General features: G+C 60.8%; 23 protein-coding genes and 3 pseudogenes. 12 read left to right on the forward strand and 14 right to left on the reverse strand.

The window, feature by feature from the left end; genetic code table 11:
- Positions 1–37 precede the first annotated feature (37 nt).
- Positions 38–1,605 (forward strand): IS3 family transposase gene (locus NHL60_RS16430; RefSeq protein ID WP_249322131.1). Its coding sequence is split into 2 segments (ribosomal slippage): positions 38–503 and positions 503–1,605, totalling 1,569 coding nucleotides; the frame shifts between segments, so codons are not numbered across the junction.
- A 38-nt stretch (positions 1,606–1,643) separates the two neighbouring features.
- Here the strand turns inward: NHL60_RS16430 and NHL60_RS16435 are convergent.
- A pseudogene (locus NHL60_RS16435) lies at positions 1,644–1,928 on the reverse strand (DUF736 domain-containing protein); the annotation flags it as partial.
- Positions 1,929–2,673: 745 nt separating this feature from the next.
- On the opposite strand from NHL60_RS16435, the gene NHL60_RS16440 reads away from it, so the two are divergent.
- Complete coding sequence (locus NHL60_RS16440) at positions 2,674–3,192, forward strand: GNAT family N-acetyltransferase (protein ID WP_253445912.1); 519 nt, start codon at positions 2,674–2,676, stop codon at positions 3,190–3,192.
- Here the strand turns inward: NHL60_RS16440 and NHL60_RS16445 are convergent.
- From NHL60_RS16445 to NHL60_RS16455, 3 genes are all read right to left on the reverse strand, one after another.
- Positions 3,162–3,344, reverse strand: a complete 183-nt coding sequence (locus tag NHL60_RS16445) for a hypothetical protein (RefSeq protein ID WP_253445915.1) — start codon at positions 3,342–3,344, stop codon at positions 3,162–3,164. The genes NHL60_RS16440 and NHL60_RS16445 overlap by 31 nt on opposite strands.
- On the reverse strand, positions 3,341–5,374 hold the full coding sequence (locus NHL60_RS16450; protein ID WP_253445918.1) for a ParB/RepB/Spo0J family partition protein: 2,034 nt from the start codon (positions 5,372–5,374) through the stop codon (positions 3,341–3,343). The genes NHL60_RS16445 and NHL60_RS16450 overlap by 4 nt, the downstream gene beginning before the upstream one ends.
- Positions 5,375–5,453: 79 nt before the next feature.
- Positions 5,454–6,278 carry a DUF932 domain-containing protein gene (locus NHL60_RS16455; RefSeq protein WP_168942132.1) on the reverse strand — a complete coding sequence of 275 codons (825 nt, stop codon included), beginning with the start codon at positions 6,276–6,278 and terminating at the stop codon, positions 5,454–5,456.
- A 555-nt stretch (positions 6,279–6,833) separates the two neighbouring features.
- On the opposite strand from NHL60_RS16455, the gene NHL60_RS16460 reads away from it, so the two are divergent.
- The 5 genes from NHL60_RS16460 (at position 6,834) to NHL60_RS19690 (ending at position 10,327) form a co-directional block, all read left to right on the forward strand.
- Positions 6,834–7,358, forward strand: a complete 525-nt coding sequence (locus NHL60_RS16460) for a hypothetical protein (protein ID WP_168942096.1) — start codon at positions 6,834–6,836, stop codon at positions 7,356–7,358.
- Positions 7,268–8,296: an IS30-like element ISPsp7 family transposase gene (locus NHL60_RS16465; RefSeq protein ID WP_022964810.1), complete on the forward strand. Its 1,029-nt coding sequence runs from the start codon at positions 7,268–7,270 to the stop codon at positions 8,294–8,296. Before NHL60_RS16460 ends, NHL60_RS16465 begins: the two co-directional genes overlap by 91 nt.
- An 18-nt stretch (positions 8,297–8,314) precedes the next feature.
- Entirely contained in the window at positions 8,315–8,473 is a 159-nt protein-coding gene (locus tag NHL60_RS19685; protein WP_268870415.1) for a non-canonical purine NTP pyrophosphatase, read from the forward strand.
- Positions 8,470–9,264, forward strand: a complete 795-nt coding sequence (locus NHL60_RS16470) for an SIR2 family protein (RefSeq protein ID WP_022964875.1) — start codon at positions 8,470–8,472, stop codon at positions 9,262–9,264. Before NHL60_RS19685 ends, NHL60_RS16470 begins: the two co-directional genes overlap by 4 nt.
- A gap of 295 nt (positions 9,265–9,559) precedes the next feature.
- Positions 9,560–10,327, forward strand: a complete 768-nt coding sequence (locus tag NHL60_RS19690) for an NAD-dependent deacylase (protein WP_022964665.1) — start codon at positions 9,560–9,562, stop codon at positions 10,325–10,327.
- A gap of 140 nt (positions 10,328–10,467) precedes the next feature.
- Here NHL60_RS19690 and NHL60_RS16475 read toward each other — a convergent pair whose 3' ends face one another.
- From NHL60_RS16475 to phnC, 8 genes are all read right to left on the reverse strand, one after another.
- Complete coding sequence (locus NHL60_RS16475) at positions 10,468–10,875, reverse strand: hypothetical protein (protein WP_028615160.1); 408 nt, start codon at positions 10,873–10,875, stop codon at positions 10,468–10,470.
- Positions 10,829–11,611, reverse strand: a complete 783-nt coding sequence (locus NHL60_RS16480) for an MFS transporter (RefSeq protein ID WP_028615159.1) — start codon at positions 11,609–11,611, stop codon at positions 10,829–10,831. The genes NHL60_RS16475 and NHL60_RS16480 overlap by 47 nt, the downstream gene beginning before the upstream one ends.
- Positions 11,608–12,147: a TetR/AcrR family transcriptional regulator gene (locus tag NHL60_RS16485; protein ID WP_022964664.1), complete on the reverse strand. Its 540-nt coding sequence runs from the start codon at positions 12,145–12,147 to the stop codon at positions 11,608–11,610. The genes NHL60_RS16480 and NHL60_RS16485 overlap by 4 nt, the downstream gene beginning before the upstream one ends.
- A gap of 396 nt (positions 12,148–12,543) precedes the next feature.
- Complete coding sequence (locus NHL60_RS16490) at positions 12,544–13,416, reverse strand: LysR family transcriptional regulator (RefSeq protein ID WP_022964663.1); 873 nt, start codon at positions 13,414–13,416, stop codon at positions 12,544–12,546.
- Positions 13,410–14,420: a phosphonate dehydrogenase PtxD gene (gene ptxD / locus NHL60_RS16495; protein WP_022964662.1), complete on the reverse strand. Its 1,011-nt coding sequence runs from the start codon at positions 14,418–14,420 to the stop codon at positions 13,410–13,412. Before ptxD ends, NHL60_RS16490 begins: the two co-directional genes overlap by 7 nt.
- Before the next feature lie 8 nt (positions 14,421–14,428).
- Positions 14,429–15,256 carry a phosphonate ABC transporter, permease protein PhnE gene (gene phnE, locus NHL60_RS16500; protein WP_028615158.1) on the reverse strand — a complete coding sequence of 276 codons (828 nt, stop codon included), beginning with the start codon at positions 15,254–15,256 and terminating at the stop codon, positions 14,429–14,431.
- Positions 15,257–15,264: 8 nt separating this feature from the next.
- The gene (gene phnD / locus NHL60_RS16505) at positions 15,265–16,128 is read right to left on the reverse strand and encodes a phosphate/phosphite/phosphonate ABC transporter substrate-binding protein (protein ID WP_022964660.1); all 864 of its coding nucleotides are present in this window, start codon (positions 16,126–16,128) and stop codon (positions 15,265–15,267) included.
- Entirely contained in the window at positions 16,128–16,952 is an 825-nt protein-coding gene (gene phnC, locus NHL60_RS16510; RefSeq protein ID WP_023628720.1) for a phosphonate ABC transporter ATP-binding protein, read from the reverse strand. The genes phnD and phnC overlap by 1 nt, the downstream gene beginning before the upstream one ends.
- 247 nt (positions 16,953–17,199) lie before the next feature.
- Here phnC and NHL60_RS16515 point away from each other — a divergent pair, with 247 nt between their 5' ends.
- A complete protein-coding gene (locus NHL60_RS16515; protein WP_022964658.1) occupies positions 17,200–17,601 on the forward strand; it encodes a VOC family protein in 402 nt (133 codons plus the stop codon).
- 59 nt (positions 17,602–17,660) lie between these two features.
- Here NHL60_RS16515 and NHL60_RS16520 read toward each other — a convergent pair.
- Positions 17,661–19,228 (reverse strand): IS3 family transposase gene (locus tag NHL60_RS16520; RefSeq protein ID WP_253445922.1). Its coding sequence is split into 2 segments (ribosomal slippage): positions 17,661–18,763 and positions 18,763–19,228, totalling 1,569 coding nucleotides; the frame shifts between segments, so codons are not numbered across the junction.
- Between the two features lie 365 nt (positions 19,229–19,593).
- On the opposite strand from NHL60_RS16520, the pseudogene NHL60_RS16525 reads away from it, so the two are divergent.
- The 4 genes and pseudogenes from NHL60_RS16525 to NHL60_RS16540 form a co-directional block, all read left to right on the forward strand.
- A pseudogene (locus NHL60_RS16525) lies at positions 19,594–20,388 on the forward strand (IS30-like element ISPsp7 family transposase); the annotation flags it as partial.
- Between the two features lie 77 nt (positions 20,389–20,465).
- A protein-coding gene (locus NHL60_RS16530) for an IS3 family transposase (RefSeq protein ID WP_253445922.1) occupies positions 20,466–22,033 on the forward strand; the annotation gives its coding sequence in 2 pieces (ribosomal slippage) (positions 20,466–20,931 and positions 20,931–22,033; 1,569 coding nt in all).
- Positions 22,034–22,069: 36 nt separating this feature from the next.
- Positions 22,070–22,309: pseudogene (locus NHL60_RS16535) on the forward strand (transposase); the annotation flags it as partial.
- Positions 22,310–22,493: 184 nt separating this feature from the next.
- The gene (locus NHL60_RS16540; RefSeq protein ID WP_253445925.1) at positions 22,494–23,009 is read left to right on the forward strand and encodes a hypothetical protein; all 516 of its coding nucleotides are present in this window, start codon (positions 22,494–22,496) and stop codon (positions 23,007–23,009) included.
- A 181-nt stretch (positions 23,010–23,190) separates the two neighbouring features.
- Here the strand turns inward: NHL60_RS16540 and radC are convergent, their stop codons facing one another.
- Positions 23,191–23,700 carry a DNA repair protein RadC gene (radC, locus tag NHL60_RS16545; RefSeq protein WP_168942094.1) on the reverse strand — a complete coding sequence of 170 codons (510 nt, stop codon included), beginning with the start codon at positions 23,698–23,700 and terminating at the stop codon, positions 23,191–23,193.
- Positions 23,701–23,702 lie beyond the last annotated feature (2 nt).

Below are 23,702 nucleotides of genomic sequence, written 5' to 3' on the forward strand. Positions count from 1 at the left end.
TTCCTATAAACCGATCAGGGGGCGAAAGGAGACACTCATGCCTCGTTACTCAGAGGAGCGCCGGCAAGCCGTGGTCACCAAGCTGCTGCCTCCCCACAACCTCTCCCCGCAGGTGATCGCGGAGCAGGAAGGGATCTCGCTGGGCACCGTCTACACCTGGCGCAAGCAAGCCCGCGCCGAGGGACGTTGCCTGCCGGACGCGCTGGGCAAAGGCACCGATGGCTGGTCGTCCAAGGACAAGTTCAACGCCGTGCTTGAAACCGCCTCGATGAATGCTCAGGAGACCGCGGAATACTGCCGCCGTCGGGGCATCTTCCCCGAACAGCTGGGGCGGTGGCGGCATGACTGCGAGCAAGCCGCCAGCCTCTCGCACTCGGAACGCCAGCGTGAAGCCGACGAGGCCAAGCAACAGCGCAAGCGCATCAAGGCGCTGGAAAAGGAGCTCGCCCGCAAGAACGAGGCCCTGGCGGAGACCGCAGCGTTACTGGCCCTCAGAAAAAAGGCGAGGGCGATCTGGGGGGACGAGGACGCATGATCAGCACCCCAGATCGCCAACGCGCCATCGCGCTGATCGAAGAGGCCAGGGCCCAGGGGGCCCGCCTGGAGGCCGCCTGCCGAGAGCTGGGCATCACCGCCAGGACGTACCAGCGCTGGACGCGCGGCGGCGAGCTGCACGAGGACCAGCGCCCTTTGGTCGGCCGGCCGGTGCCGGCTAACGCGCTAACACCGGCCGAAGAACAGGAGATCCTCGACGTGTGCCACCGCCCCGAGTACGCCAGCCTGCCGCCAGAGCAGATCGTGGTGCGCCTGTTCGACGAGGAGCAGCGCTACTTGGCCTCATCCTCGTCGTTCTACCGCGTGATGCGCAAGCACCACGAAATGGTGCATCGGGGCCGTGCCAAGCCACCTCAACGCCGCGCCAAGCCCACGACCTACCAGGCCACTGCGCCGAATCAGGTGTGGTCGTGGGATTGCACGTGGCTGGGCGGCCCGATCAAGGGACAGCACTACTACCTGGTCATGATGGTCGACATCTTCAGCCGCAAGATCACCAGTTGGGAGGTGTTCCTGGCCGAGTCGGCCTACAACTCCCGCACCGTACTGGAGCGGGCCGTGCTGGCCGAGCGGATCATTGACCAGCCGCTGGTGCTTCACGCGGACAACGGCAGCCCGTTCAAGGGTGCGACGCTGCTGGAGAAGCTTCACGAGCTCGGCATCACGCCATCCTTCAGCCGACCGCGGGTCAGCAACGACAATCCCTACTCAGAGGCGCTGTTCCGCACCTGCAAGTACCGCCCCTGCTACCCCACTGACGGGTTCGCCACGCTCGACAACGCCCGCGAGTGGGTGGCTGGCTTCGTGCAGTGGTACAACCACGAGCACCGGCACAGCGGCATTCGCTTGGTGACACCGGCACAGCGCCATGCGGGCGAAGATAAGGAGGTGCTGGCCAAGCGCCACGTCATCAATCAGGCGGCGCGTGACGCCAACCCTGCGCGATGGAGCGGCAAGACCCGCAACTGGACGCCGATCGGTACCGTGTCACTCAACCCGGAGCGGGAGCTCCAGGTCACCGTCGCCGAACCGGAAAAACAGGTGGCCTGAATGACCTCAGAGGCGACAGATTCCTTGACAACTACCGAGATCAGGTTGTGCGTGCCGTCTTCTTCTTCGATCAGGCGAGCATAGACGGTCGCCGGGAACGTGGGATCGTCGAGGGTTACGGACAGGTACTCCCGCCCGGCCTCGCTGGTTTTCTTCCACGCCGCGCCGATGTCGTGGCTTGCTGCCTGGAGGCGGAAGTCGGGGGCGTTCTCGCTGCTGCCCTTGTCGTTGGGAACCAGCTTGACCTTGACGTTGAGCGTCAGGGTGCGGATGGTGCCGGTGTAACCGTCTTTGTCTGCGGTGAAGGTGCCGATGTTGGCCATGATGTTTTCTCCTTTCGGTTGAACAAGGTTCGCGCCCATCGCGTCCTTGTTGTGATCCGGCCGGCGGGGGACGGGCTGGCTGCACCGCTTGCGGTCGCAGCGCAGTGGAGAACCGGGAGGCGAAAAGAATTTGTCCCGCGAGGAGCCGCGCAGCGGCGGGGAAATTGTTTTCACCGGACGGTTGCAGCCATGAAGCCCGAGGCGCAGCCGCGCCACCGCCAGGATTCACAACGAGACAAGGACGCATTGAGCCGAACCCTCCGAAAGGAGATGTGGCCGGCTCGGCATCCCCGCATGACGGCTGCTCCGGCTCGCCCGCTGACGCGGGCCAGGTCAACCACCCGACGACAGGCGGGAACGCCCCTGCCGCACCTTGCGGCGCCGGTCTTGAGGCGTAGCGTGGAATCTCCATAGCGGTGCCGGGCGAGTTGTCCGTAAACCGTCCTTCGTGATGCAATGGGCAGGAACCGCCAGCGTTGAGGGCGGCACGCATTTGCACAACCTGCCGCAGCAAGCGCTAGCGTGTTCGCCAGTGAGAGGCGCCAAGCATCGCGCGGCGGGGATAGCCCGCAGGGCTTTCCCCTGAAGGCAAGCGCAGCGCCGCAGGCGCGAAGGCGTGAGGGATCGAAGCCGAATGGCCGTGACAGCGAAGTCGGCACGGGGCGCAGCCCGAAAGCCCGGCGGCGCATTGCGCCGACACGCCCAGGCCGTTCTATATTTTCAGGAGGCAACCCAAGACAAACCCATGACCATCCAGCTCCGACACGAAACCCCGGACGACACTGCTGCCATCGAGGCAGTCACGGTTGCTGCCTTTGCCGATGCACCGCACACCAGCCACACCGAACAATTCATCGTGCGCGCCTTGCGCGCCGCCGACGAACTGACGCTTTCCATCGTGGCCGAAGAACACGGGCAGATCGTCGGCCACGTTGCGCTGTCCCCCGTCACGATCACGGATAGCCACCACCAGAAGGCCGAAGGCTGGTATGGATTGGGGCCGATCTCCGTCCTGCCACAACGGCAGGGGCAAGGCATCGGTTCACGCCTGATGGAACAGGCGTTGTCCGAACTGCGAGCCATGCGGGCCGCAGGTTGCGTGCTGTTGGGAGATCCCGCGTACTACGGGCGCTTTGGCTTTCAGGCCCATGCGGGCCTGCAACTGCCGGGCGTGCCGCCCGACTATTTCATGGCGCTGGCCCTGCATGGGTCAGTGCCGGAAGGCATTGCGCACTACAGCGATGCCTTCAACGCCGCCGCCTGAGCCAGCGCGAAGGCGGCGGCGTTTTGAATCGGCTGTTGGCCTTGAACACCGGGCGTGGTGCTGATCGCGGTTTTTCCTTCGTCTCGATGAGCCACCGCACAAAGCAAAGCGCCCCGGTCGAGGCCGGGGCACTTGCCTTCGGCGCGGGTCAAGCGGCTAGCGCCTCGGCGGGTTCATCCGCCACTGCCTCCGCATCCTCCGGGGCGTCCTGCTCCGGGCCTTCTTCCTGCGTTGCCTGCTGCGGGCCTCCGGCCTTGAAGATGGCGGGCATCCAGCCGGTGCCATCGGCCAGCCGCTCGGCTTCGCTGGCAATGTCGGCCTTCTTGAGCTTCGCCAGCCGGGTGACATGATCGGGTGCGAACTCGCCCACGGCTTCCAGAATCACGGCCTTCGAAACATGCCGGAAATAACCTTCGGCAGTCGGCTGCCACCATGTGGCCATGTCCAGCGCCACGGCCTGCGCCAGTTCCTTGCCGGATTGCCGCTGCGTGACTCGGGGCGTGACCACATCCACGGTGGCTGCCACGCATACCGCCAGCAACCGCACCAGTTCATCCTGCGGCATCGCCAACAGCGCGGCGAACAGTCCGGCGCTGTCTTCGGGCAGCTTCCCGGCCCACTCCTGTTGCAGTTCGCGCAAGGCCACGGCGGCAGGCGACTCCGGCCAGTCCGGGGCCATGCCTTCCAGCCGGTCTTGTACGGTCAGGCGCACACCCAGCGGCAGATCGTGGCCGTAGCGGCTGTTCTGCAAGACGACCTGCACCATGCCATGCACCACGGCAGCCAGCGCGGCTTGTGGATGCCGGGCGACTTCGATTTGCAGCGCGGCGGTACGATGGGCGCTCAACCGTTGCGCCAGCCGGTCGGACATGGCGGCGGCCTTGGGCGGTTCGGCGTCCTCGCCTTCGTCGTCGTTCCCGGCTTCCTCGCCGCCGAAACCCTGCCGCAACCGTTCCAGCGTGCGCAGCGCCTTGGCTTCGGCTTCGCGCATCAGGCCGCGATGCACCACCGCCTCGCCGCTGCGGTCGATGGTGACGATGGCACCCGCTGCGGCCTTCACGTTCGCGGCGTAGTCCTGCAAGCCATCTTCCAGCGCTTGCAACTGCTCGCCCAAAGCTTCGCCTTTCTCTTGCAGCGCATCAGCCTTTTCCTCCTCGTCAGCATCCAGCGAGGCATCCACGGCTTCGGCCAGCTCGTGCAGTTTGGCTTGCAGCTTCTCGATGCGCCCGGCTTCGCGCTTGGTCGGGTTGCGGCGCTCCCTCGGGGCACGCTGGAAGGATTGCAGGTCGGCATGGGTCACGGCGGGTGTGGCATCCACCCACGCCCATCCCTCGGCCTTCACCTCGGCGGCGATTCCCGCCAGCTTGTCTTGCGTCAGCCGTTCCAGCAACGCGGCGTCGGTCAGATAGATGCCCTCATCGCCTTCCGCGAACAGGTCGCGGCGGATGCCTCCGCCTGCCCGCTCGTAGGCGTCCAGCCCAACGAAGCGCACCAACGGATGCCGGTGGGCATCAATCTCGCGCTCGGTCAGGCGTTCGCGCAACGCGGACGGGCTACGCTGCCACGTCGGCGCATCATAGAACGCGGCCTCCTGCGCGGAATGGTCGTCGGTGATGGCAAGGGCCATCAACTGGTCGAGCGTGACGGCATCGGCCCGGTAGTCGGCCATCAGCCGGGGCGACACATTTGCCAGCTTCAAGCGGCGCTGCACCACCAGCGGCGTGACGCTGAAATCGGCGGCAATGTCCTCGATGGGCCGTCCTTCGGCCACCAGCGCGGCAAATGCCTCGAACTGGTCAGCCGGGTGCATGGCTTCGCGCTGCACGTTCTCGGTCAGGCTCACGGTGCGGGCACTGCCATCGGCCACCAGCAGGCACGGCACGTCCCAATCCTTCGGGATGCGGCGTTTTTTCGCCAGCAGCTTCAACGCGGCCAGCCTGCGGCCACCGGCCACGACTTCGTAATGCTCGCCATCACTGGCAAGGATCACGGTCAGGTTTTGCAGCAGGCCCACGCGGGCGATGCTGGCGGCCAGTGCGTCGATGGACTGGCCTGCGGTCTTGCGCACGTTGCGGCGCGACGGGCGAAGCTGCGACAGCGGCACCCGAATCAGATTCTGCGCCGGTGCGGCGGTTTCCAGCGTGGCAATAGTTTGGGTTGCGGTTTGGGTAATGGCGTTCATGGTGATACTCCTTGCGGTAATGGGGTGCAGCAGCGAAAGAAACGGCAAGGGCTGCTGCCTGCCCCTGCCGCGTAGGGGTTCAGGCTTTCAACTGGCGTAGGCCATCGGCCAGCAGCCACAGGGCGCGATTCAGGCGGACGTCCGAATCAATGCCCTGCACGGGGCGGGTGCTCTGGCGGCGTCCGTTGGCGCTGCGCCCGGACAGGCCGCCTTTGGTCAGGTTCTCTTGCGTCCGGTTGAACACGCTCCACAGATCGGGGCGGCGGTCGTCGAAGCGGCGCGGCATCAAGATTTGCGATTCGGTGATGGGCGCGGGCTTGTTCGGGTCGTCGTACTTGAGCGACAAGGCCGCACGGGCAAACACTTCGGCCTCGCCCTCGTCCAGCATGGTGGCCTGCATGGCTTCGCGGGATTCCTTCACCCGTTCAAAGCCGCTCAAGACTTCGTAAGCGCCTTCGATAACCTGTCCGGCCACGTCGCCCTTGTGGGGTACGCGCACGTCCGCCACCGTGTCACCGCACACCAAGCCGTTCTGGCAGACGAACCGGAAGGCACCGGCCAGCATTTGGTAACTGCTGGTGCCGTCGTGCGAGTTCAGCAGGATGATTTCATTGGCGATGGCGTCATTGATCTGGCTGGCATGGCGCAGGCGAATCAAGTGTTTCGTGTGTTCGCGCCTGCCTTCGTCGCGCACGCGGGTCTGCGCGACCATGAAAGGCTGAAACCCTTCCTTGCGAAGCTCGGTCAGCACTTGGCCGGTGGGGATGTAGGCGTACCGCTCGGAGCGGCTTTCGTGCGGGGCGTCCGCAAAGATGGACGGCGCTACCCTGTGGATTTGGTCATCGGACAGCGGGGAATCGCTGCGCAGTATCGGAGAACGGGAAGCGAAACGGGATGCAAGCATGGTCTTTCTCCTGACAAAAAGGGGTTGCTGTTCAAACCGCACACCGGATTCCTAGATTCGGAGCCCAGCCTTTCGGCTGTTCGGTGCGGTCGGCACGAAGAACCCGGTTGGCCTCGTTGCCACCGTCTTTCCTGAGTTCATCGCCCGCGACGGTCAGGAGCGCGCGGACGGGGGCCGTCAAGGAGGAAAGCGCAGGGGTTTGGTGCGGCCCGCAGGCGCAGCCGAGGACACGGCCCTGCGCGCCTTGACGGCACACGGGCGCGGGCTACAGTCGCGGACAAGGTGATGGAGTCAGGAAAGATGGCTGGACAGGCAACGGCCATCCCTGTGTGCCGACCGCACGGCAAGCGAAGCGCGCAGGCCCGGATCTGGAAGCCGGGCCGGAGGCGTCAGGGATGTGGAAGGCTGGCGATAACCAGTCCCATCAGGGATGAGCGAATAGCGAACCTGGAGCAGCGCGGTCCGCGAAGCGGAGACGTCAGACGGTTACATAAAAGTGGCATTATTTTTTTGATAGACTGAAGATATAAATACCCCCAACCCAGTAGGAATATTATGCAGAACCAGAGCAATGCAACATTTCACTATTGCTGCATTTACGCTGCAAAAGGCATTTACAATCCAAATCCGGAGTTGGATTCACTATTGCTGAAGGGTGAGAATATTGTGGTCCGACTTCTCGGATCAAATGCTTATGAAAGCCTGGTTGCGAGAGTTATTTCCCCGCTAGGCAAGGAAGGCATTGATGATCTTGATGACAAGGCTAGAGAAAAACTTGAACTTCGCCGAAATAGTCTGATCCTTCAAGCTCTGCATCATGCTGTGATTCACATCGAATCATGTCTACCGCTCGATGTTGTCAACAGTTATCACGAAGAAAACTCCGAATCGCCAGCCTACGTCAAAGCGCCGCTAAAATTAAATGCAGAATCTGGGCGGCGGCAAAAACTGAGTGCAACACCTGACCTTTCCGGTACGGTGCTGCCCCTATGTCTTATACCGAACTCAGCGTTGAAGAGCGCGCCACCATTCAAATCGGTCGTACCCAAGGCTTCAGCCTGCGCAGGATTGCCTGCTTGATCAACCGATCCCCTTCGACCATCAGCCGTGAGCTGCGCCGTAACCGAGGTGCTTGCGGTGGCTACTCGGCCCGCCTGGCCCAGCAGCAAATGCAGGCCCGCCGCCAGGTTTGTCGACCGATGCGAAAACTGTTGCCGGGTAGCGAGCGCTTCGAACTGGTGACCCATATGCTGCGTGAGCGTTTGTCTCCCGAGCAGATTGCCGGCAAGCTGCGCAGCATGAACATACCCAACCTGCGAGATGCCTACGTCTGTCGCGAGACGATCTACAACGCGATCTATGCCCTGCCAGTGGGTGAGCTGCGTAAGGAGCTGATCATCTGTCTGCGCCAAGGCAAGACGACGCGCCGGCCGCGCTCTGGTGGCGTGGATCGGCGCGGCCAGATCCCCGAGATGGTCAGTATTCATGTGCGCCCGCCGGAGATTGAAGACAGGCTGATGCCGGGGCATTGGGAAGGCGACCTCATCAAGGGTAAGGCCAACGCCTCGTCCGTCGGTACGCTGGTGGAACGCACCAGTGGCTACCTGATGTTGGTGAAGATGAACGACGCGACGGCGACTTCGGCGCTGGAAGGCTTCAGCGCCGCGCTCAATAGCATGCCGCTGGCGATGCGCAAGAGCATGACTTACGACCAGGGCCGGGAGATGGCGCGACACGCCGAGATCACCCAAAGAACCGGCGTGGCGATCTACTTCTGCGACCCGCATAGCCCCTGGCAGCGCGGCAGCAACGAAAACATCAACGGCCTGATTCGCCAGTACTTGCCCAAGGGCACAGACCTGTCGGTACATAGCCAGGAGGAGCTGGACGCCATTGCGCTGCAACTGAACATGCGACCGCGCAAGCGCTTCGACTTCAAATGCCCCATCGAGGTGATGGGAGAGGTCATGCAAAATGCCATGGCAATGCGGCATGATGCTCCGGCTTCAATTCAATAACCGTGTTGCACTCAGCTCCTGCAACCGCCGGGCTTTCAATGGGATTGCGTCTTCGTTCCGAATGGACACATTCAAACCTTCGCTGAAATGGGTGAGGCCAAGGACGAGATCTCCATGCGTCGTAAAGCCCTTGACCAGTTCGCGGCATACCTCAATTCCGTGAGAGGCGTGGAATGAACGCTGAATTATTCCATGCACACCGCACCAACAAGCTGATGCTGTTTGTAGGCGCCGGAGTGTCTGCCAATCTCAACCTACCAACCTGGAGCCAGCTGACATCTCACATTGCAACGGAACTGGGTTATGACCCCAAAATTTTCTCCACATATGGCACCGCGCTAGCGCTAGCGGAGTTCTATAAGAAGAAAAAGGGTAGTCTCGGGCCGCTGCGTAGCTGGATGGATCGTGAATGGCACAAGCGCGACGTAGACATCACTCAATCCGAGATTCATCGGCTAATCACCCTTGGAAAATTCTCGCGAATCTACACAACCAACTACGACCGGTGGCTAGAAATCGCCCATGACAAATTCGGCGTCCCATTCGATAAAATTGCAAGTGTAGCCGACCTAGTGTCCGTCACAGACGGCCGTCGCCAGATTGTAAAGTTTCATGGGGACTTCGATGATGACGCATCAATCGTCCTGGACGAGACCAGCTATTTCCAGAGGTTGAACTACGACTCGCCGTTGGATATCAAGCTCAGCAACGATGTCCTGGGGAACTCAGTGCTCTTCATCGGATACAGTCTATCTGACATCAATATCCGACTCCTTTTCTATCGGCTGACAGAAATGTGGGGGCGCTCCGCCATCTCATCTGCGAGACCAAAATCCTACGTTTTCACGAACCGGCCAAACCCGGTAGCACTGGAGGTTCTAGGGCAATGGGGAATCGAAATGATTGTTTCGGAGGAAGACGACCCAAAGAAAGCACTCACTGATTTCCTGAAGGAGCTAGTGAGCTAAGCATAGCTGAACGCGATTGAGTAGCTATCACCTTTAAGAATTGAGTCGACTTAGAGTGTGCTGGCGGTGTTGGGTGCCCGCTTCTGGCCGAAAGCGGTCTTTCGCATGGAGCCGCTTGCTGCCGCTCTGCTAGGGGAGCGTTTCGCAGGCACCGCCAGCAGAATTCGCGCAGATCCTGCAGCGGCCCCATTAATCCTTCGTCGTATAATCTGTATTGGCGTCGCAGGATAGGACGGGCTGGAGTCGAGCAACCGACGCAGTAACAAGGCTGCTTAAGGAGGCAGGAGATCAGGTCATGACCTATACCATTCCAGAAAAGATAATCGAGACGATACGGAAATCTAGACGAATGGTGATCTCCACCGGAGCGGGAATCTCCGCGGAAAGTGGGATAGCGACCTTTAGGGATCCGGTAGACGGACTCTGGTCTCAGTATGACCCGGAACTCCTTTCCACCCCGGAAGCTTTCCGCCGTGACCCGTCGCTAGTATGGGGATGGTACGAGACAATGCGCGGCCAGATGCGCAACGCATCTCCCAATCCAGCGCACCACGCCGTTACGGAGCTCACCGTGATTGTCCCTGAGGTCGCTTTAATCACGCAAAACATAGATGATCTGCACGAACGAGCTGGGGCTTCAGACGTAATACACCTTCACGGGAGAGTGTTTGATTCCCGGTGCTTCGCTTGTGCTCGACCTCACTATCGTCGAGACATACCAGCCACCCTTGGGGGGCCGATCGAGCCGCCTCGTTGCGGCCATTGCAACGGAAGGATTCGTCCAGGAGTGGTGTGGTTCGGGGAACAACTGCCCCAGCGCGACGTCAAGCGCGCTTTCGATGCTGCGAAGCGCTGCGACTGCCTCATTTCAATCGGCACATCTGGTGAGGTAAACCCCGCTGCGACCCTACCCGACATCGCTCTGGACTCGGGGGCAAGTGTCATACACGTCAACATTGACCCTTGGTGCCAGCACAGGCCCAACGAGTACTTGCTGGAAGGCCGAGCCAGCGAAATCATGTCGACAGTTCTAGCAGAGGCGTTCCCGAGCGGCAAAAGATAATGATCTGTACGTCACGCCAGCGGCCCACAAGCATTCGTCGCGAGAACAGATCAAGGATACCATCGGCGGAGCCCTAAGGTGGATATGGCGCCTCTATTTACAAACACCGCTGGCTCTTGGCCGGAAGCGGCCGGACGGAGTCAATTCAAAACAACTCCTTTTCTTCGCGGCTTGAAGAAAATGGCCACACAGGCGGCCGCAGCAAACATGGCCAGCGCACCGAGCGTGCCAATCGCGTTCATAGCTGCCCCGAACAGGGGGGTACCTATGGCCTGGCCGAGCGCTAGGCTGAGAAAAGGAATGCCCAGCCCAAGATCAGGACGATCCGGCATCAACTTGATGCCCTGAATCAGGAACACCCCGGTGGCTACGATGTAGGCCGCGCCGAACAGACCCATGGTGGCAAAGGCAAACACCGGCGAGAAAGCGGTCGCCGTCACACCCAGCGTGCTGATGGAGATCCCGAACAACGCGCAGCCATGAACGTGGGCTGTGCCGAACCTATTGGTCAACACGCCCGTCAGCGAGCCGCAGATACCGGAAAACACCCACCACGATCCAGACCCACGCCAGACGATCAGCCGCAAACTGAAAATCATTGCGCAGAATATCCGCCCCAAATGTCCAGACAGCAGTGCTCGCCGTCCCGGTCAACGCTGCACTTGCGCACAACGCCGGCACTCCAGGCCAGGTAAGGTATGGGAGGGAAAGCGTACCCCCTGGCTGAACGTGTCTGACAGGGGGTACAGCGAACCAGAGCCATAACGAGATCCCTGCGCCTATCAAGGCAAACAAACCGTAGAGCTCCCGCCATGCACCAGCCGCCAACAGCGCCGCCATGCCGGAAAACACGATTCCCGCCGCGGTGCCGGCATTGATCATTCCATTTGCCTTGGGGCTGTCGCGGTCATTGAAGCGTGCAGCAACAGCAGTGGCGAGCGGCGGCGAAGTTAACCCTGTACTCAATCCGGCCAGACCAATGCCCAGGCCCAGCGTCCACGCTGAAGAGGAAAACGTCACGATGCCCATGCCGGCCGTTGCCGCCAGTGCAGCTGCTAATGCGATGAACCGAGGACCCAGCTTCCCAACCCCGTAAAAAGCCAAAAGGATGCCGACGCAGTAAGCTGCAAAGGCGCTTCCGCCGACCCACCCAGCAGCGGTTACTCCCAGAGACAGGTCCTCTCGAATCTGCGGCAACAGCATCCCATACGCAAACCGCGCCAAGCCATATGAAAGGGCGGTCAAGGCAAAGCCCGCCGCCACCAGGTTCAGGTCGCGCTTCATGGCCGGTCAGTTCCAGCAAATGCAATCAGTGACAATGCCGCCTGCTTGGCATCGTCGATGACTGACGCGCCCGCTACACCGGCTCCGGCGGTGGCGCCCTCGAATAGGAGCCAGACCTGTGTGAACAGACGCTCATTGTTTTTCCCCAAAGCGAGCTTCACGCGTTCAGCCACCTCATTTCGAAACTCAGTCTTTTGGGCATCAACGAGCGAGACGACCTCCCTACTCGCCTGGGCATATTCGCTGCGCGCTCGCAGGAGCATACAGCCAAGCGTGCCGTGCTCCCGCACCCAAGCTCGAAGCGTATCGAAAAGCGCCTCGACGCTACCCGGCTGCGCTTGAAGCTGATCCATAAACGTGCGGTGCCGTTCCGCTAGAACGGCGAGCACCAGCCCGTTGCGCGAGCCGAAGTGTTTGTAGAGCGTGCGGGTGGAGATTCCAGAAGGCGCTATGAGACGGTCGATTCCGATGCCCCTAAAACCTTCCGCTTCAAACAGACGCGTAGCGCCATCAATTATTTCTGTACGTTTATTCATGCATCGAGTGTAAAACGATCGATTTACATGTCAAGCACCGGCTCTGAGTGGGCGCATCGCTGCGAAGCTAGTGGAAGATTGGCGTCTATCAGATTTCAGGCTCGCTCAAAGCGAAACGAAGCCGCGGATCCATCTCGAATCTTTCAGCCAATCTCTGGGTGACAGTCCGCATTTCGATTAGAAGGGACGGGGCAGCGCAGACTCACCGCCTTTGCTTGGCCTCATCGGCTATCAGGCCCGCTCCTGAGCCTGCGAACTATCGGTCACGGCCGAAGCGGGTCAGCGGAAAGGATGAGCATATAGATGGGCATTGTGAGCGCCAGCCACCTTGCGGACATCTCACCAGCCAGCACTTGGAAATAAGCTCTCACTTCACGTCGGCCGGGATTGAGGTCGTCACAATCCAGCTAGATCTGCCTCCTCCAATAAGTGCCGCACAAATCCCGGCGGGTGCAGATTTCCGGGAGGTTTGCGCCAGATCAGTTGGAGACGCTTTTCAAGCCCCGGGATGGGAAGAGCTACCAGCGCGCCACTGCGAACTTCGTCTTGTACTGCGGAAGCCATCACCAACGACACGCCGAGTCCCGCCCTGACCGCTTGTTTGACTGCCTCGGTGCTGCCTAGCTGCATACCGCTGCGAGGCACGCCCAGCTCGCCAAAGTATTCGGTCAGAAGCCGTCCGGTACCGCTACCCGGTTCACCTCCCAGCATCGGCAGGTCCACCAGACGATCACGTTCTATGCACCCTGCTTCAGCCAGCGCATGGTCGGGGCTGACGATAAGCACCAGCGGCTCGACCCGCCAGAGGCGGTGTTCGAAGTCGGGGTGAGGTAGCCACCATTCCATGATCGCGGCGTCGAGCTGGCCCGCCAGTAGCTGGTCGGCCACATCCGGGTTGGCGGCGATGCGCAGATCCACCTCGCCCCTCTCATTTGCGGTCGTCAGATAGCTGCGCACGAATGGCTGGAGAAGGTAGGTGCCGATGTTGGAGCTAGCCCCGACGCGCTCACGATTGCCATGCAGGGCTTCTAGCGCCCGGTCGTGCATGTCGAGCAAGGCGGTCGCATGCGGCATGAAGGCCAGCGCCCGTGTGGTAGGCTGGCAGCCGCTACGACTGCGCTGCACCAGCGTTACGCCGACCTGCTCTTCAAGCTTCTGCAAGTGCTGCGACACCGTCGGCTGGGCCAGCCCCAACGCCCTCGCCGCGCTCTGAAAACTGCCTGTTTGAACGATCGCTACCAGGCTCTTCAGCCAGACCGGATTCAACATGCGGCAGGCTCGGCCTGGGGCAGACGGTTCGCAGCGTTGATTGGGCGCGCACCTGCCAATGCCTGGATGATGTTCTGCGCTGCACAACGTTCAATCTCCAGGCGCACCGCGCGCACTGCCGACCCTATGTGCGGAGTGAACAGCGTATTCGGATGCGCGAGCAGCGCAGGATCGATCAGCCGCGGCCGGTCCGCGCGAGCCCAGTCTTCCATTTCGAATACATCCGCCGCATACCCGCCGAGCTGGCCTCGCTCAAGCGCCGCGAGCACGGCGGCTTCATCCACTACCGAACCACGACAGGGGTTTACAAGCAGAGCGCCCGGCCGTACGAGGGCAAGCAGCACGGCGTTGACCAGATGCTGGGTATCGGCATTCAAGGGAAGCGCCAGCAGGATGAAGTCCGAGCTGGCGAAGAGTTCGCTGCACGCCACCTGGCGCAGGCCGAGCCGTTGCTCGGTTTGTGTATCCAGAGCCTTCGCCTCGTGGTACTGCAGGGTCGCGCCCCATCCCTGCAAGCGCTCAGCCATGGCCAGTCCGATGGCGCCCATGCCAAGGATGCCGACCGTAGCGTTATCCAGCCCCGTGCCGTAGAACTGTGGTTGCCAGCCCTGGAACTCGCCAGAGCGGACGAACGCATCTGCTGCTCGCAGATGCCGCCCCAGCCCCACCGCCAGTCCAATCGCCAGCTCGGCAGTCGGGACGGTCAACAGATCAGGCACGAAGGTCAGCCAGACCCCGCGGGCAGTACAGGCGTCCACATCGAAATTGTCGAAGCCCTTGAGCGCGCAGCCGACTACACGCAGCTCAGGGCAGGCTTGAAGAAAGTCTGCATCGACCCGATCGGGCATGAACGCCATCATCGCCTGAGCATCGCGGCAGCGGCGCAGAATTTCCTCGCGCGTCAGCGTGCTGTCGGTCTGGTTGGTCATCAGCTCGCAATGTGGCGCCAGCAGTTGCAGGATCTCATCGTGTACCCGGTGAGTTATAACGAGTTTCGGCAGCATGGAGTTTCCTATTTGAAGCGTTTGCGCAGTACGCCGCTGAAGGCGTCTACCAATGTGACCATGGCCAGGATGACCAGCAGGATCGCGGCCACCTCCTGATACTGCATGATGCGCAGCGAGCCCATGAGTTCGAAGCCGATACCGCCGGCGCCAACCATGCCCATCACAGTTGAGGCGCGAAAGTTGTATTCCCAGCGGTAGATCGCCACGTCAGCGAACTGCGGCGTCACTTGTGGCAAAACCGCGTGGAGCAGCACTTGCATCGGCGTAGCCCCCGCAGCCCGAGCGGCTTCCACCGGCGCTTCGTCGACGTGCTCGATGGCCTCGGCGAAGAACTTGCCGACCATGCCGATCGAATGCAGACCCAGCGCAAGCACGCCTGGCAAGGCGCCGAACCCTACGGCTGCAACGAAGATGATGCCCATGATCAGCTCCGGCACCGACCGCAGGGCATTGAGCAGCACCCGGGCAACACCGAACACAAGGGGGTGCGGCGCCGTATTGCGCGCTGCAACGAAGGCCACCACCAGCGAGAACACCACTGCGATGGCCGTACCGGCGATGCTCATCGCCAAGGTGTCGATCAAGGGGCGAATCCAGCTTCGATAGCCCGAAAAGTCCGGCGGCATCGCCTCGCCTGCCAGGGTCGCGATGGAGGGCAGGCCGTTCAGCAACGTGGTGGCATCGAGCAGCCCCACGTACCAGCAGGCCAGCAGTACCACTCCGAGTACAATCGCCACCTGCCCCAGCTGGCGCCACCAACCGAGGCCGAAGCCTCGGAGGATGTGCTCGCGTTGCTCAGCAGGCAGCGCCTGCACGTCGTAATGAGTAGACATATCGGTGCTCACATCGTGGCGAAGTCGAGGCCGAGCAGCGATCCCATGTTGCGGATCACATCGTAGTCGGCGTCGGTGATGGGCGCGAAGGCCTCGGCCTTGAAGTTGCGCAGCACTTCGGGATCGTCGATACCGACGAACACATCCCGAACCTTGGTTTTCAGCTCGGGGCTCAGGTTGGAGCGCATCGCCCAGGGGTACTGGGGATATTCGCCGCTGTAACCGAGTACCTTCACTTTGCTCGGATCGATCAGGCCACGTTCGGCTACGTGATTGAAGATCACCTCCGACAGCCCACCCGCATCGGCGTTGCCGTTCGCCACGTTGACGGCAACGGCGTCATGCGTGCCGACAAAATGCTGTTCGTAATCCTGCCCACCCGTCAGCTCGGCCGTCTCGAGGAGAACGGTTTTGGGAATCAGATGGCTGGATGTCGAAGCCCGGTCACCGTAGGCCATCTTCTTGCCCTTGAGGTCGGCATAGTCGTTCACGCCTGACGCGACATTGGCGATGATCACCGAGCGATAGGTTGGCTTGCCGTCGATCACCATGGCAGCGAAGGGCTCGATGTCGCTTTTGCTTTTGGCCATGACGTAGGACAGCGGACCGAAATACGCCAGGTCGATACGGCCGAAACGCATCGCCTCGATCATCGAGGAATAGTCGGTGGTTACGATCAGCTGCACCTTCTTGTCCAGATGCTTTTCCAGATAATCCTTCAGCGGCTGGTTACGCTTGATCAGCTCGGAGGCGTTCTCGTCCGGTAGCAGGGCAACTTTCAGTACATCTGGATCGGCATCGGCCGCTACGGCGGACAAACTTGAAACAGCGGACAGCAAGCAGGTCAATAAGAGCGCGGATAAGCGTTTCATCAGGACATCTCCAGTGAAGGTTCGAGCATGACAGGTGGTTCGGCCGGAGCATTCGCTGGCTGAGTCGTAGAGCGGCCTGCATAGATGCGCTCAAGCTGCGCATCGGTGAGTTCCGAGGGCGCGGCATCGAAAACGATCTGAGAATCGGCCAGCCCGACGACGCGATCGGCGAAGCGGCGGGCATATTCGAGTTGATGCAGCGAAACGATGGCGGTGATCCCGTCTTCCTTACAAATGTCGCGCAGCAGTCCGAGAACGCGGACTGAGGTTGCCGGGTCGAGGCTGGCTACCGGCTCATCGGCCAGAATGATCGCCGGCTGCTGCGCTAACGCACGCGCGATGCCTACCCGCTGCTGCTGGCCACCGGACAATTTGTCCACTCGGCTCAGCGCCTTGTCTGCCAGTCCGACCCGGGCGAGGCAACTGAGCGCAATCTCCTGATCGGCACGCGGCAAAGGAAACAGCGAGCGGAGCGTGCTGTGAAAGGCCAGCCGGCCGGTCAGCACATTAGCCAGTGCGCTTTGACGTTCGATCAATTGATGGTGCTGGAAGATCATGGCGGTACGCCTACGATGCTGACGCAAGGCCGAGCCGCTGCCGAGCTCACCGAGTTCGCTGGTGACACTGCCGCCAGTGGGCGTGACGAGTCGATTGAGACTACGGAGCAAGGTCGACTTGCCTGCGCCCGAGAGACCAAGCAGCACGGTGAACTCACCACGCCGGAATGCAACCGAGGTATCGCTCAGGGCGGTCACGCCGCCTGGGTAGATGACGCTCAGTCGGTCGACCCAGAGCACGGCGTCCTGTATCGGGTGGGGTGTCATATGATCACCTTTCGCAATTTTACGGGCCGCAGAATTGCGGTTCGCAATGCAGAAGGTAAGCATTTTTTGTTAATGCACTGCTTCAAAATGATGACGATTCAATGAAAGCTGTGGATTTCCTCGCGAGAGCGAGAATGGCTAGGTCGACAGGCCAAATTTGTTCTCAGCGCATCAAAATCATTCAAGACCGCAGCAGAGAACCCTGACACCGTTATAGCCTACCACCCACTAACGGAGAGACACTCATATGGGCATTCGCTCCAGCAGTATTACTATCGTCACAGAAAGCCTTGTCGCCACGCGTCAGTTTTATGAACGACATTTTCAAGCCCAGCGATTGTTTGACTGCGGCTGGTATGTGGTGCTGCGTCTAAGTGGCCCAGCCGCACAGGAGATTTCCCTGATGCGTCCCCAGCAGGGAATGGAGCCGTTTAGAGGCGGTGCTTATGTTAATTTGGAGGTGGAAGATGTCGATCAACTCTACGCCAACCTGACGTGCGCAGGTCTAGAAGCGGTGAATCCGCTCGACGATCATCCATGGGGCGACCGCGGTTTCGGATTGGAGGATCCCAGCGGAGCTATCGTGTATTGCTATCAGCGCATTGAACCAGCCGACGAATTCAAGGCCTACTTCATCAAGGCCAACTGACAAATAGACTGTCGGTAGTAAGCGGTAGTTGTCAAGGAATCTGTCGCCTCTGAGGTCATTCACGCCACCTGCTTTTCTGGTTCGATGACGGTGACCTGGAGCTCCCGCTCCGGGTTGAGTGACACGGTGCCGATCGGCGTCCAGTTGCGGGTCTTGCCGCTCCAGCGAGCGGGATTGGCATCACGCGCCGCCTGATTGATGACGTGGCGCTTGGCCAGCACTGCCTTGTCTTCGCCCGCATGGCGCTGTGCCGGCGTCACCAGGCGGATCCCGCTGTGGCGATGCTCGTGGTTGTACCATTGGACGAAGCCGGCCACCCACTCTTGCGCGTCATCGAGCGTGGCGAACCCGTGTACGGGGTAACAGGGCCGGTACTTGCAGGTGCGGAACAGCGCCTCCGAGTAGGGATTGTCATTGCTGACCCGCGGTCGGCTGAAGGAGGGCGTGATGCCGAGCTCATGCAGCTTCTCCAGCAGCGTGGCGCCCTTGAAGGGGCTGCCGTTGTCCGCGTGAAGCACCAGCGGCTGGTCAATGATCCGTTCTGCCAGCACGGCACGCTCCAGCACGGTGCGGGAGTTGTGGGCCGACTCGGCCAGGAACACCTCCCAGCCGGTGATCTTGCGGCTGAAGATGTCGACCATCATGACCAGGTAGTAGTGCTGCCCCTTGATCGGGCCGCCCAACCACGTGCAATCCCACGACCACACCTGGTTCGGCGCAGTGGCCTGGTAGGTCGTGGGCTTGGCGCGGCGTTGAGGTGGCTTGGCACGGCCCCGGTGCACCATTTCGCGGTGCTTGCGCATCACCCGGTAGAATGACGAGGGTGAGGCCAGGTAGCGCTGCTCCTCATCGAACAAGCGCACCACGATCTGCTCTGGCGGCAGGCTGGCGTACTCGGGGCGGTGGCACACATCGAGGATTTCCTGTTCTTCGGCCGGTGTCAGCGCATTAGCCGGCACCGGCCGGTCGACCAAAGGGCGCTGGTCCTCGTGCAGCGTTCCGCCGCGCGTCCAGCGCTGGTACGTTCGGGCGGTGATGCCCAGCTCGCGGCAAGCAGTCTCCAGGCGTGCTCCCTGGGCCCTGGCCTCGTCGATCAGCGCGATGGCGCGTTGGCGATCTGGGGTGCTGATCATGCGTCCTCGTCCCCCCAGATCGCCCTCGCCTTTTTTCTGAGGGCCAGCAACGCTGCGGTCTCCGCCAGGGCCTCGTTCTTGCGGGCGAGCTCCTTTTCCAGCGCCTTGATGCGCTTGCGCTGCTGCTTGGCCTCATCGGCTTCACGCTGGCGTTCGGAGTGCGAGAGGCTGGCAGCCTGTTCGCAGTCATGGCGCCACCGCTCCAGCTGCTCGGGGTAGATCCCGCGGCGGCGGCAGTACTCCGCCGTCTCCTGGGCGTTCATCGAAGCGGTCTCAAGCACGGCGTTGAACTTGTCCTTTGACGACCAGCCATCGGCGCCCTTGCCCAGCGCATCCGGCAGGCAGCGCCCTTCGGCACGGGCTTCCTTGCGCCACTTGTAGACGGTGCCCAACGAGATCCCTTCCTGCTCCGCGATCACCTGCGGGGAAAGGTTGTGGGGAGGCAGCAGCTTGGTGACCACGGCTTGCCGGCGCTCCTCTGAGTAACGAGGCATGAGTGTCTCCTTTCGCCCCCTGATCGGTTTATAGGAACAGGGTATCAGAGGGCACGACAGTCATCCTGACACTGGGGGTAAGCAGCGACGTACAGTCGTTTTCGTGACGGCGACTTCGCTGCTCGGTCGACTGGACCGACTAACCGCTTTGGGAAGGAAAGCGCTTCTCCCCCGCCAGATGTTAAATTTGAGCGATGCGCATCCCTTATGAGGATTTGAAGAGCAGCGAGCTATAGCGCACGAACTTCCATATCGGAAATTTTCTTCTTCAAACAGGATGCTGGCCCGCGCCCAAACAAAAGGTGAACGGGGCGGCGGCAAAAACTGAGTGCAACACCTGACCTTTCCGGTACGGTGCTGCCCCTATGTCTTATACCGAACTCAGCGTTGAAGAGCGCGCCACCATTCAAATCGGTCGTACCCAAGGCTTCAGCCTGCGCAGGATTGCCTGCTTGATCAACCGATCCCCTTCGACCATCAGCCGTGAGCTGCGCCGTAACCGAGGTGCTTGCGGTGGCTACTCGGCCCGCCTGGCCCAGCAGCAAATGCAGGCCCGCCGCCAGGTTTGTCGACCGATGCGAAAACTGTTGCCGGGTAGCGAGCGCTTCGAACTGGTGACCCATATGCTGCGTGAGCGTTTGTCTCCCGAGCAGATTGCCGGCAAGCTGCGCAGCATGAACATACCCAACCTGCGAGATGCCTACGTCTGTCGCGAGACGATCTACAACGCGATCTATGCCCTGCCAGTGGGTGAGCTGCGTAAGGAGCTGATCATCTGTCTGCGCCAAGGCAAGACGACGCGCCGGCCGCGCTCTGGTGGCGTGGATCGGCGCGGCCAGATCCCCGAGATGGTCAGTATTCATGTGCGCCCGCCGGAGATTGAAGACAGGCTGATGCCGGGGCATTGGGAAGGCGACCTCATCAAGGGTAAGGCCAACGCCTCGTCCGTCGGTACGCTGGTGGAACGCACCAGTGGCTACCTGATGTTGGTGAAGATGAACGACGCGACGGCGACTTCGGCGCTGGAAGGCTTCAGCGCCGCGCTCAATAGCATGCCGCTGGCGATGCGCAAGAGCATGACTTACGACCAGGGCCGGGAGATGGCGCGACACGCCGAGATCACCCAAAGAACCGGCGTGGCGATCTACTTCTGCGACCCCCCCCAGTGTCAGGATGACTGTCGTGCCCTCTGATACCCTGTTCCTATAAACCGATCAGGGGGCGAAAGGAGACACTCATGCCTCGTTACTCAGAGGAGCGCCGGCAAGCCGTGGTCACCAAGCTGCTGCCTCCCCACAACCTTTCCCCGCAGGTGATCGCGGAGCAGGAAGGGATCTCGTTGGGCACCGTCTACAAGTGGCGCAAGGAAGCCCGTGCCGAAGGGCGCTGCCTGCCGGATGCGCTGGGCAAGGGCGCCGATGGCTGGTCGTCAAAGGACAAGTTCAACGCCGTGCTTGAGACCGCTTCGATGAACGCCCAGGAGACGGCGGAGTACTGCCGCCGCCGCGGGATCTACCCCGAGCAGCTGGAGCGGTGGCGCCATGACTGCGAACAGGCTGCCAGCCTCTCGCACTCCGAACGCCAGCGTGAAGCCGATGAGGCCAAGCAGCAGCGCAAGCGCATCAAGGCGCTGGAAAAGGAGCTCGCCCGCAAGAACGAGGCCCTGGCGGAGACCGCAGCGTTGCTGGCCCTCAGAAAAAAGGCGAGGGCGATCTGGGGGGACGAGGACGCATGATCAGCACCCCAGATCGCCAACGCGCCATCGCGCTGATCGACGAGGCCAGGGCCCAGGGAGCACGCCTGGAGACTGCTTGCCGCGAGCTGGGCATCACCGCCCGAACGTACCAGCGCTGGACGCGCGGCGGAACGCTGCACGAGGACCAGCGCCCTTTGGTCGACCGGCCGGTGCCGGCTAATGCGCTGACACCGGCCGAAGAACAGGAAATCCTCGATGTGTGCCACCGCCCCGAGTACGCCAGCCTGCCGCCAGAGCAGATCGTGGTGCGCTTGTTCGATGAGGAGCAGCGCTACCTGGCCTCACCCTCGTCATTCTACCGGGTGATGCGCAAGCACCGCGAAATGGTGCACCGGGGCCGTGCCAAGCCACCTCAACGCCGCGCCAAGCCCACGACCTACCAGGCCACTGCGCCGAACCAGGTGTGGTCGTGGGATTGCACGTGGTTGGGCGGCCCGATCAAGGGGCAGCACTACTACCTGGTCATGATGGTCGACATCTTCAGCCGCAAGATCACCGGCTGGGAGGTGTTCCTGGCCGAGTCGGCCCACAACTCCCGCACCGTGCTGGAGCGTGCCGTGCTGGCAGAACGGATCATTGACCAGCCGCTGGTGCTTCACGCGGACAACGGCAGCCCCTTCAAGGGCGCCACGCTGCTGGAGAAGCTGCATGAGCTCGGCATCACGCCCTCCTTCAGCCGACCGCGGGTCAGCAATGACAATCCCTACTCGGAGGCGCTGTTCCGCACCTGCAAGTACCGGCCCTGTTACCCCGTACACGGGTTCGCCACGCTCGATGACGCGCAAGAGTGGGTGGCCGGCTTCGTCCAATGGTACAACCACGAGCATCGCCACAGCGGGATCCGCCTGGTGACGCCGGCACAGCGCCATGCGGGCGAAGACAAGGCAGTGCTGGCCAAGCGCCACGTCATCAATCAGGCGGCGCGTGATGCCAATCCCGCTCGCTGGAGCGGCAAGACCCGCAACTGGACGCCGATCGGCACCGTGTCACTCAACCCGGAGCGGGAGCTCCAGGTCACCGTCATCGAACCAGAAAAGCAGGTGGCGTGAATGACCTCAGAGGCGACAGATTCCTTGACAACTACCGACCCGCATAGCCCCTGGCAGCGCGGCAGCAACGAAAACATCAACGGCCTGATTCGCCAGTACTTGCCCAAGGGCACAGACCTGTCGGTACATAGCCAGGAGGAGCTGGACGCCATTGCGCTGCAACTGAACATGCGACCGCGCAAGCGCTTCGACTTCAAATGCCCCATCGAGGTGATGGGAGAGGTCATGCAAAATGCCATGGCAATGCGGCATGATGCTCCGGCTTCAATTCAATAACCGTGTTGCACTCAGCTCCTGCAACCGCCCTGCTTTTAAATCCGTTTCTGCGGCAATGACATTTGCCAGAGGGAGTCTTCTCTCGAAAAATTATGATTTCATCCATGAGCAATACTATATTACGGATGGCAAGTCTTCGATAATAAAAAAGCTGCATCCTGCCATCATCTCCAATGGAGACTCAATGGCAGAACTCGATATGGAAGAGGTGCGAGTTGCAGAAAAAATGGCATCCATCTTCCATAGCGATAAAGAAATAAACGGAATAATTGACATATACTCAGAGTCTCTTACACCATACAAAAGAGGCCATCTTCACGCCTTTATTGCGGCATGGACAGCTCTTGAAATATTCATTGCAAAACAATTTAAAGAATTACAGTCAAGCATAACCATAAACATCAATGGCGCCACCTCACATAAGGATTTTTCAAGCCGCATGATTTCCGTCATGAATGACAAGTATCGCTTGGCAGATAAGTTTGCGGCCTTATCAAACTACTATGACAGCACAGATGCTGACAAAGACATAGCAGAGTTCAAGAGAATAAAAGAAATTAGAGATAAGTTCTTCCACAAGATGGAGGGGGAAGTGAAAAATTTGCCATTGGATCAGACTAGGCAATTGATCTCGAAATACCTTCAAATCTATCTTGAAAAAAAATATGAAGGTTTTGTTTTTCAAAGGGCTACTAGATAGCCAGCGTCATTGAAAGGGATGCACGTGTGTGGATAACTCGTTTAACGCGAGAACGCCGTCAAGATCGCCGACTCTCGTCAGGAAGCTCTAACCGCGTGAATTTCCGAGATACTGTCTAGCATTTTCAGAAGGGCCGTGCGCCCAGGCAGCTCAGCCAAAAAGGGGCCGAAGCCCCTAAGAATCAAATCAGGCCACGTTCGGCAAAGGACGTGGTGTCGCTACCGGCGACAACGACGTGATCCAGCGTGCGCACATCCACCAGCGCCAGTGCGTCCTTGAGCCGCTTGGTGATAGCCTCGTCGGCACGGCTCGGTTCGGGATTCCCGCTGGGATGGTTGTGCGAGAAGATCACCGCCGCAGCATTGACCCGCAGCGCCTCTTTGACCACCTCGCGTGGATACACCGAAGCACCGTCGATGGTGCCCCGGAACATCTCGATGTATTCAATCAGGCGATGCTGCGTATCGAGCAACAGCACGGCAAAGACTTCGTGCTCGAAGCCAGCTAGCTTGGTGCGCAGGTATTCCTTGACGACAGTCGGTGAAGTGAAGGACATGCCCCGCTGTATTTTCTGGTCGATGACCTGGCGCGCGGCATCAAGAATCTGATCTACCGACGCCGGCTGGTAGCGCCCCTGCGCGTCACGTACCAGCAGAGAGGAATCGAACGAGGAAAAGGACAGTTGCGTCATGA

The organism is Halomonas sp. Y3, assembly GCF_024137965.1.
Lineage (GTDB): Bacteria > Pseudomonadota > Gammaproteobacteria > Pseudomonadales > Halomonadaceae > Halomonas > Halomonas mongoliensis.

What these genes read in the sequence shown, in the direction of transcription:
- NHL60_RS16440 (WP_253445912.1), top strand. Translation starts at nt 2,674, where the DNA reads ATGACCATCCAGCTCCGACACGAAACCCCGGACGACACTGCTGCCATC.
- NHL60_RS16450 (WP_253445918.1), bottom strand. Translation starts at nt 5,374, where the DNA reads ATGAACGCCATTACCCAAACCGCAACCCAAACTATTGCCACGCTGGAA.
- NHL60_RS16455 (WP_168942132.1), bottom strand. Translation starts at nt 6,278, where the DNA reads ATGCTTGCATCCCGTTTCGCTTCCCGTTCTCCGATACTGCGCAGCGAT.
- NHL60_RS16460 (WP_168942096.1), top strand. Translation starts at nt 6,834, where the DNA reads ATGCAGAACCAGAGCAATGCAACATTTCACTATTGCTGCATTTACGCT.
- NHL60_RS16465 (WP_022964810.1), top strand. Translation starts at nt 7,268, where the DNA reads ATGTCTTATACCGAACTCAGCGTTGAAGAGCGCGCCACCATTCAAATC.
- NHL60_RS16470 (WP_022964875.1), top strand. Translation starts at nt 8,470, where the DNA reads ATGAACGCTGAATTATTCCATGCACACCGCACCAACAAGCTGATGCTG.
- NHL60_RS19690 (WP_022964665.1), top strand. Translation starts at nt 9,560, where the DNA reads ATGACCTATACCATTCCAGAAAAGATAATCGAGACGATACGGAAATCT.
- NHL60_RS16480 (WP_028615159.1), bottom strand. Translation starts at nt 11,611, where the DNA reads ATGAAGCGCGACCTGAACCTGGTGGCGGCGGGCTTTGCCTTGACCGCC.
- NHL60_RS16485 (WP_022964664.1), bottom strand. Translation starts at nt 12,147, where the DNA reads ATGAATAAACGTACAGAAATAATTGATGGCGCTACGCGTCTGTTTGAA.
- NHL60_RS16490 (WP_022964663.1), bottom strand. Translation starts at nt 13,416, where the DNA reads ATGTTGAATCCGGTCTGGCTGAAGAGCCTGGTAGCGATCGTTCAAACA.
- ptxD (WP_022964662.1), bottom strand. Translation starts at nt 14,420, where the DNA reads ATGCTGCCGAAACTCGTTATAACTCACCGGGTACACGATGAGATCCTG.
- phnE (WP_028615158.1), bottom strand. Translation starts at nt 15,256, where the DNA reads ATGTCTACTCATTACGACGTGCAGGCGCTGCCTGCTGAGCAACGCGAG.
- phnD (WP_022964660.1), bottom strand. Translation starts at nt 16,128, where the DNA reads ATGAAACGCTTATCCGCGCTCTTATTGACCTGCTTGCTGTCCGCTGTT.
- phnC (WP_023628720.1), bottom strand. Translation starts at nt 16,952, where the DNA reads ATGACACCCCACCCGATACAGGACGCCGTGCTCTGGGTCGACCGACTG.
- NHL60_RS16515 (WP_022964658.1), top strand. Translation starts at nt 17,200, where the DNA reads ATGGGCATTCGCTCCAGCAGTATTACTATCGTCACAGAAAGCCTTGTC.
- NHL60_RS16540 (WP_253445925.1), top strand. Translation starts at nt 22,494, where the DNA reads ATGGCAGAACTCGATATGGAAGAGGTGCGAGTTGCAGAAAAAATGGCA.
- radC (WP_168942094.1), bottom strand. Translation starts at nt 23,700, where the DNA reads ATGACGCAACTGTCCTTTTCCTCGTTCGATTCCTCTCTGCTGGTACGT.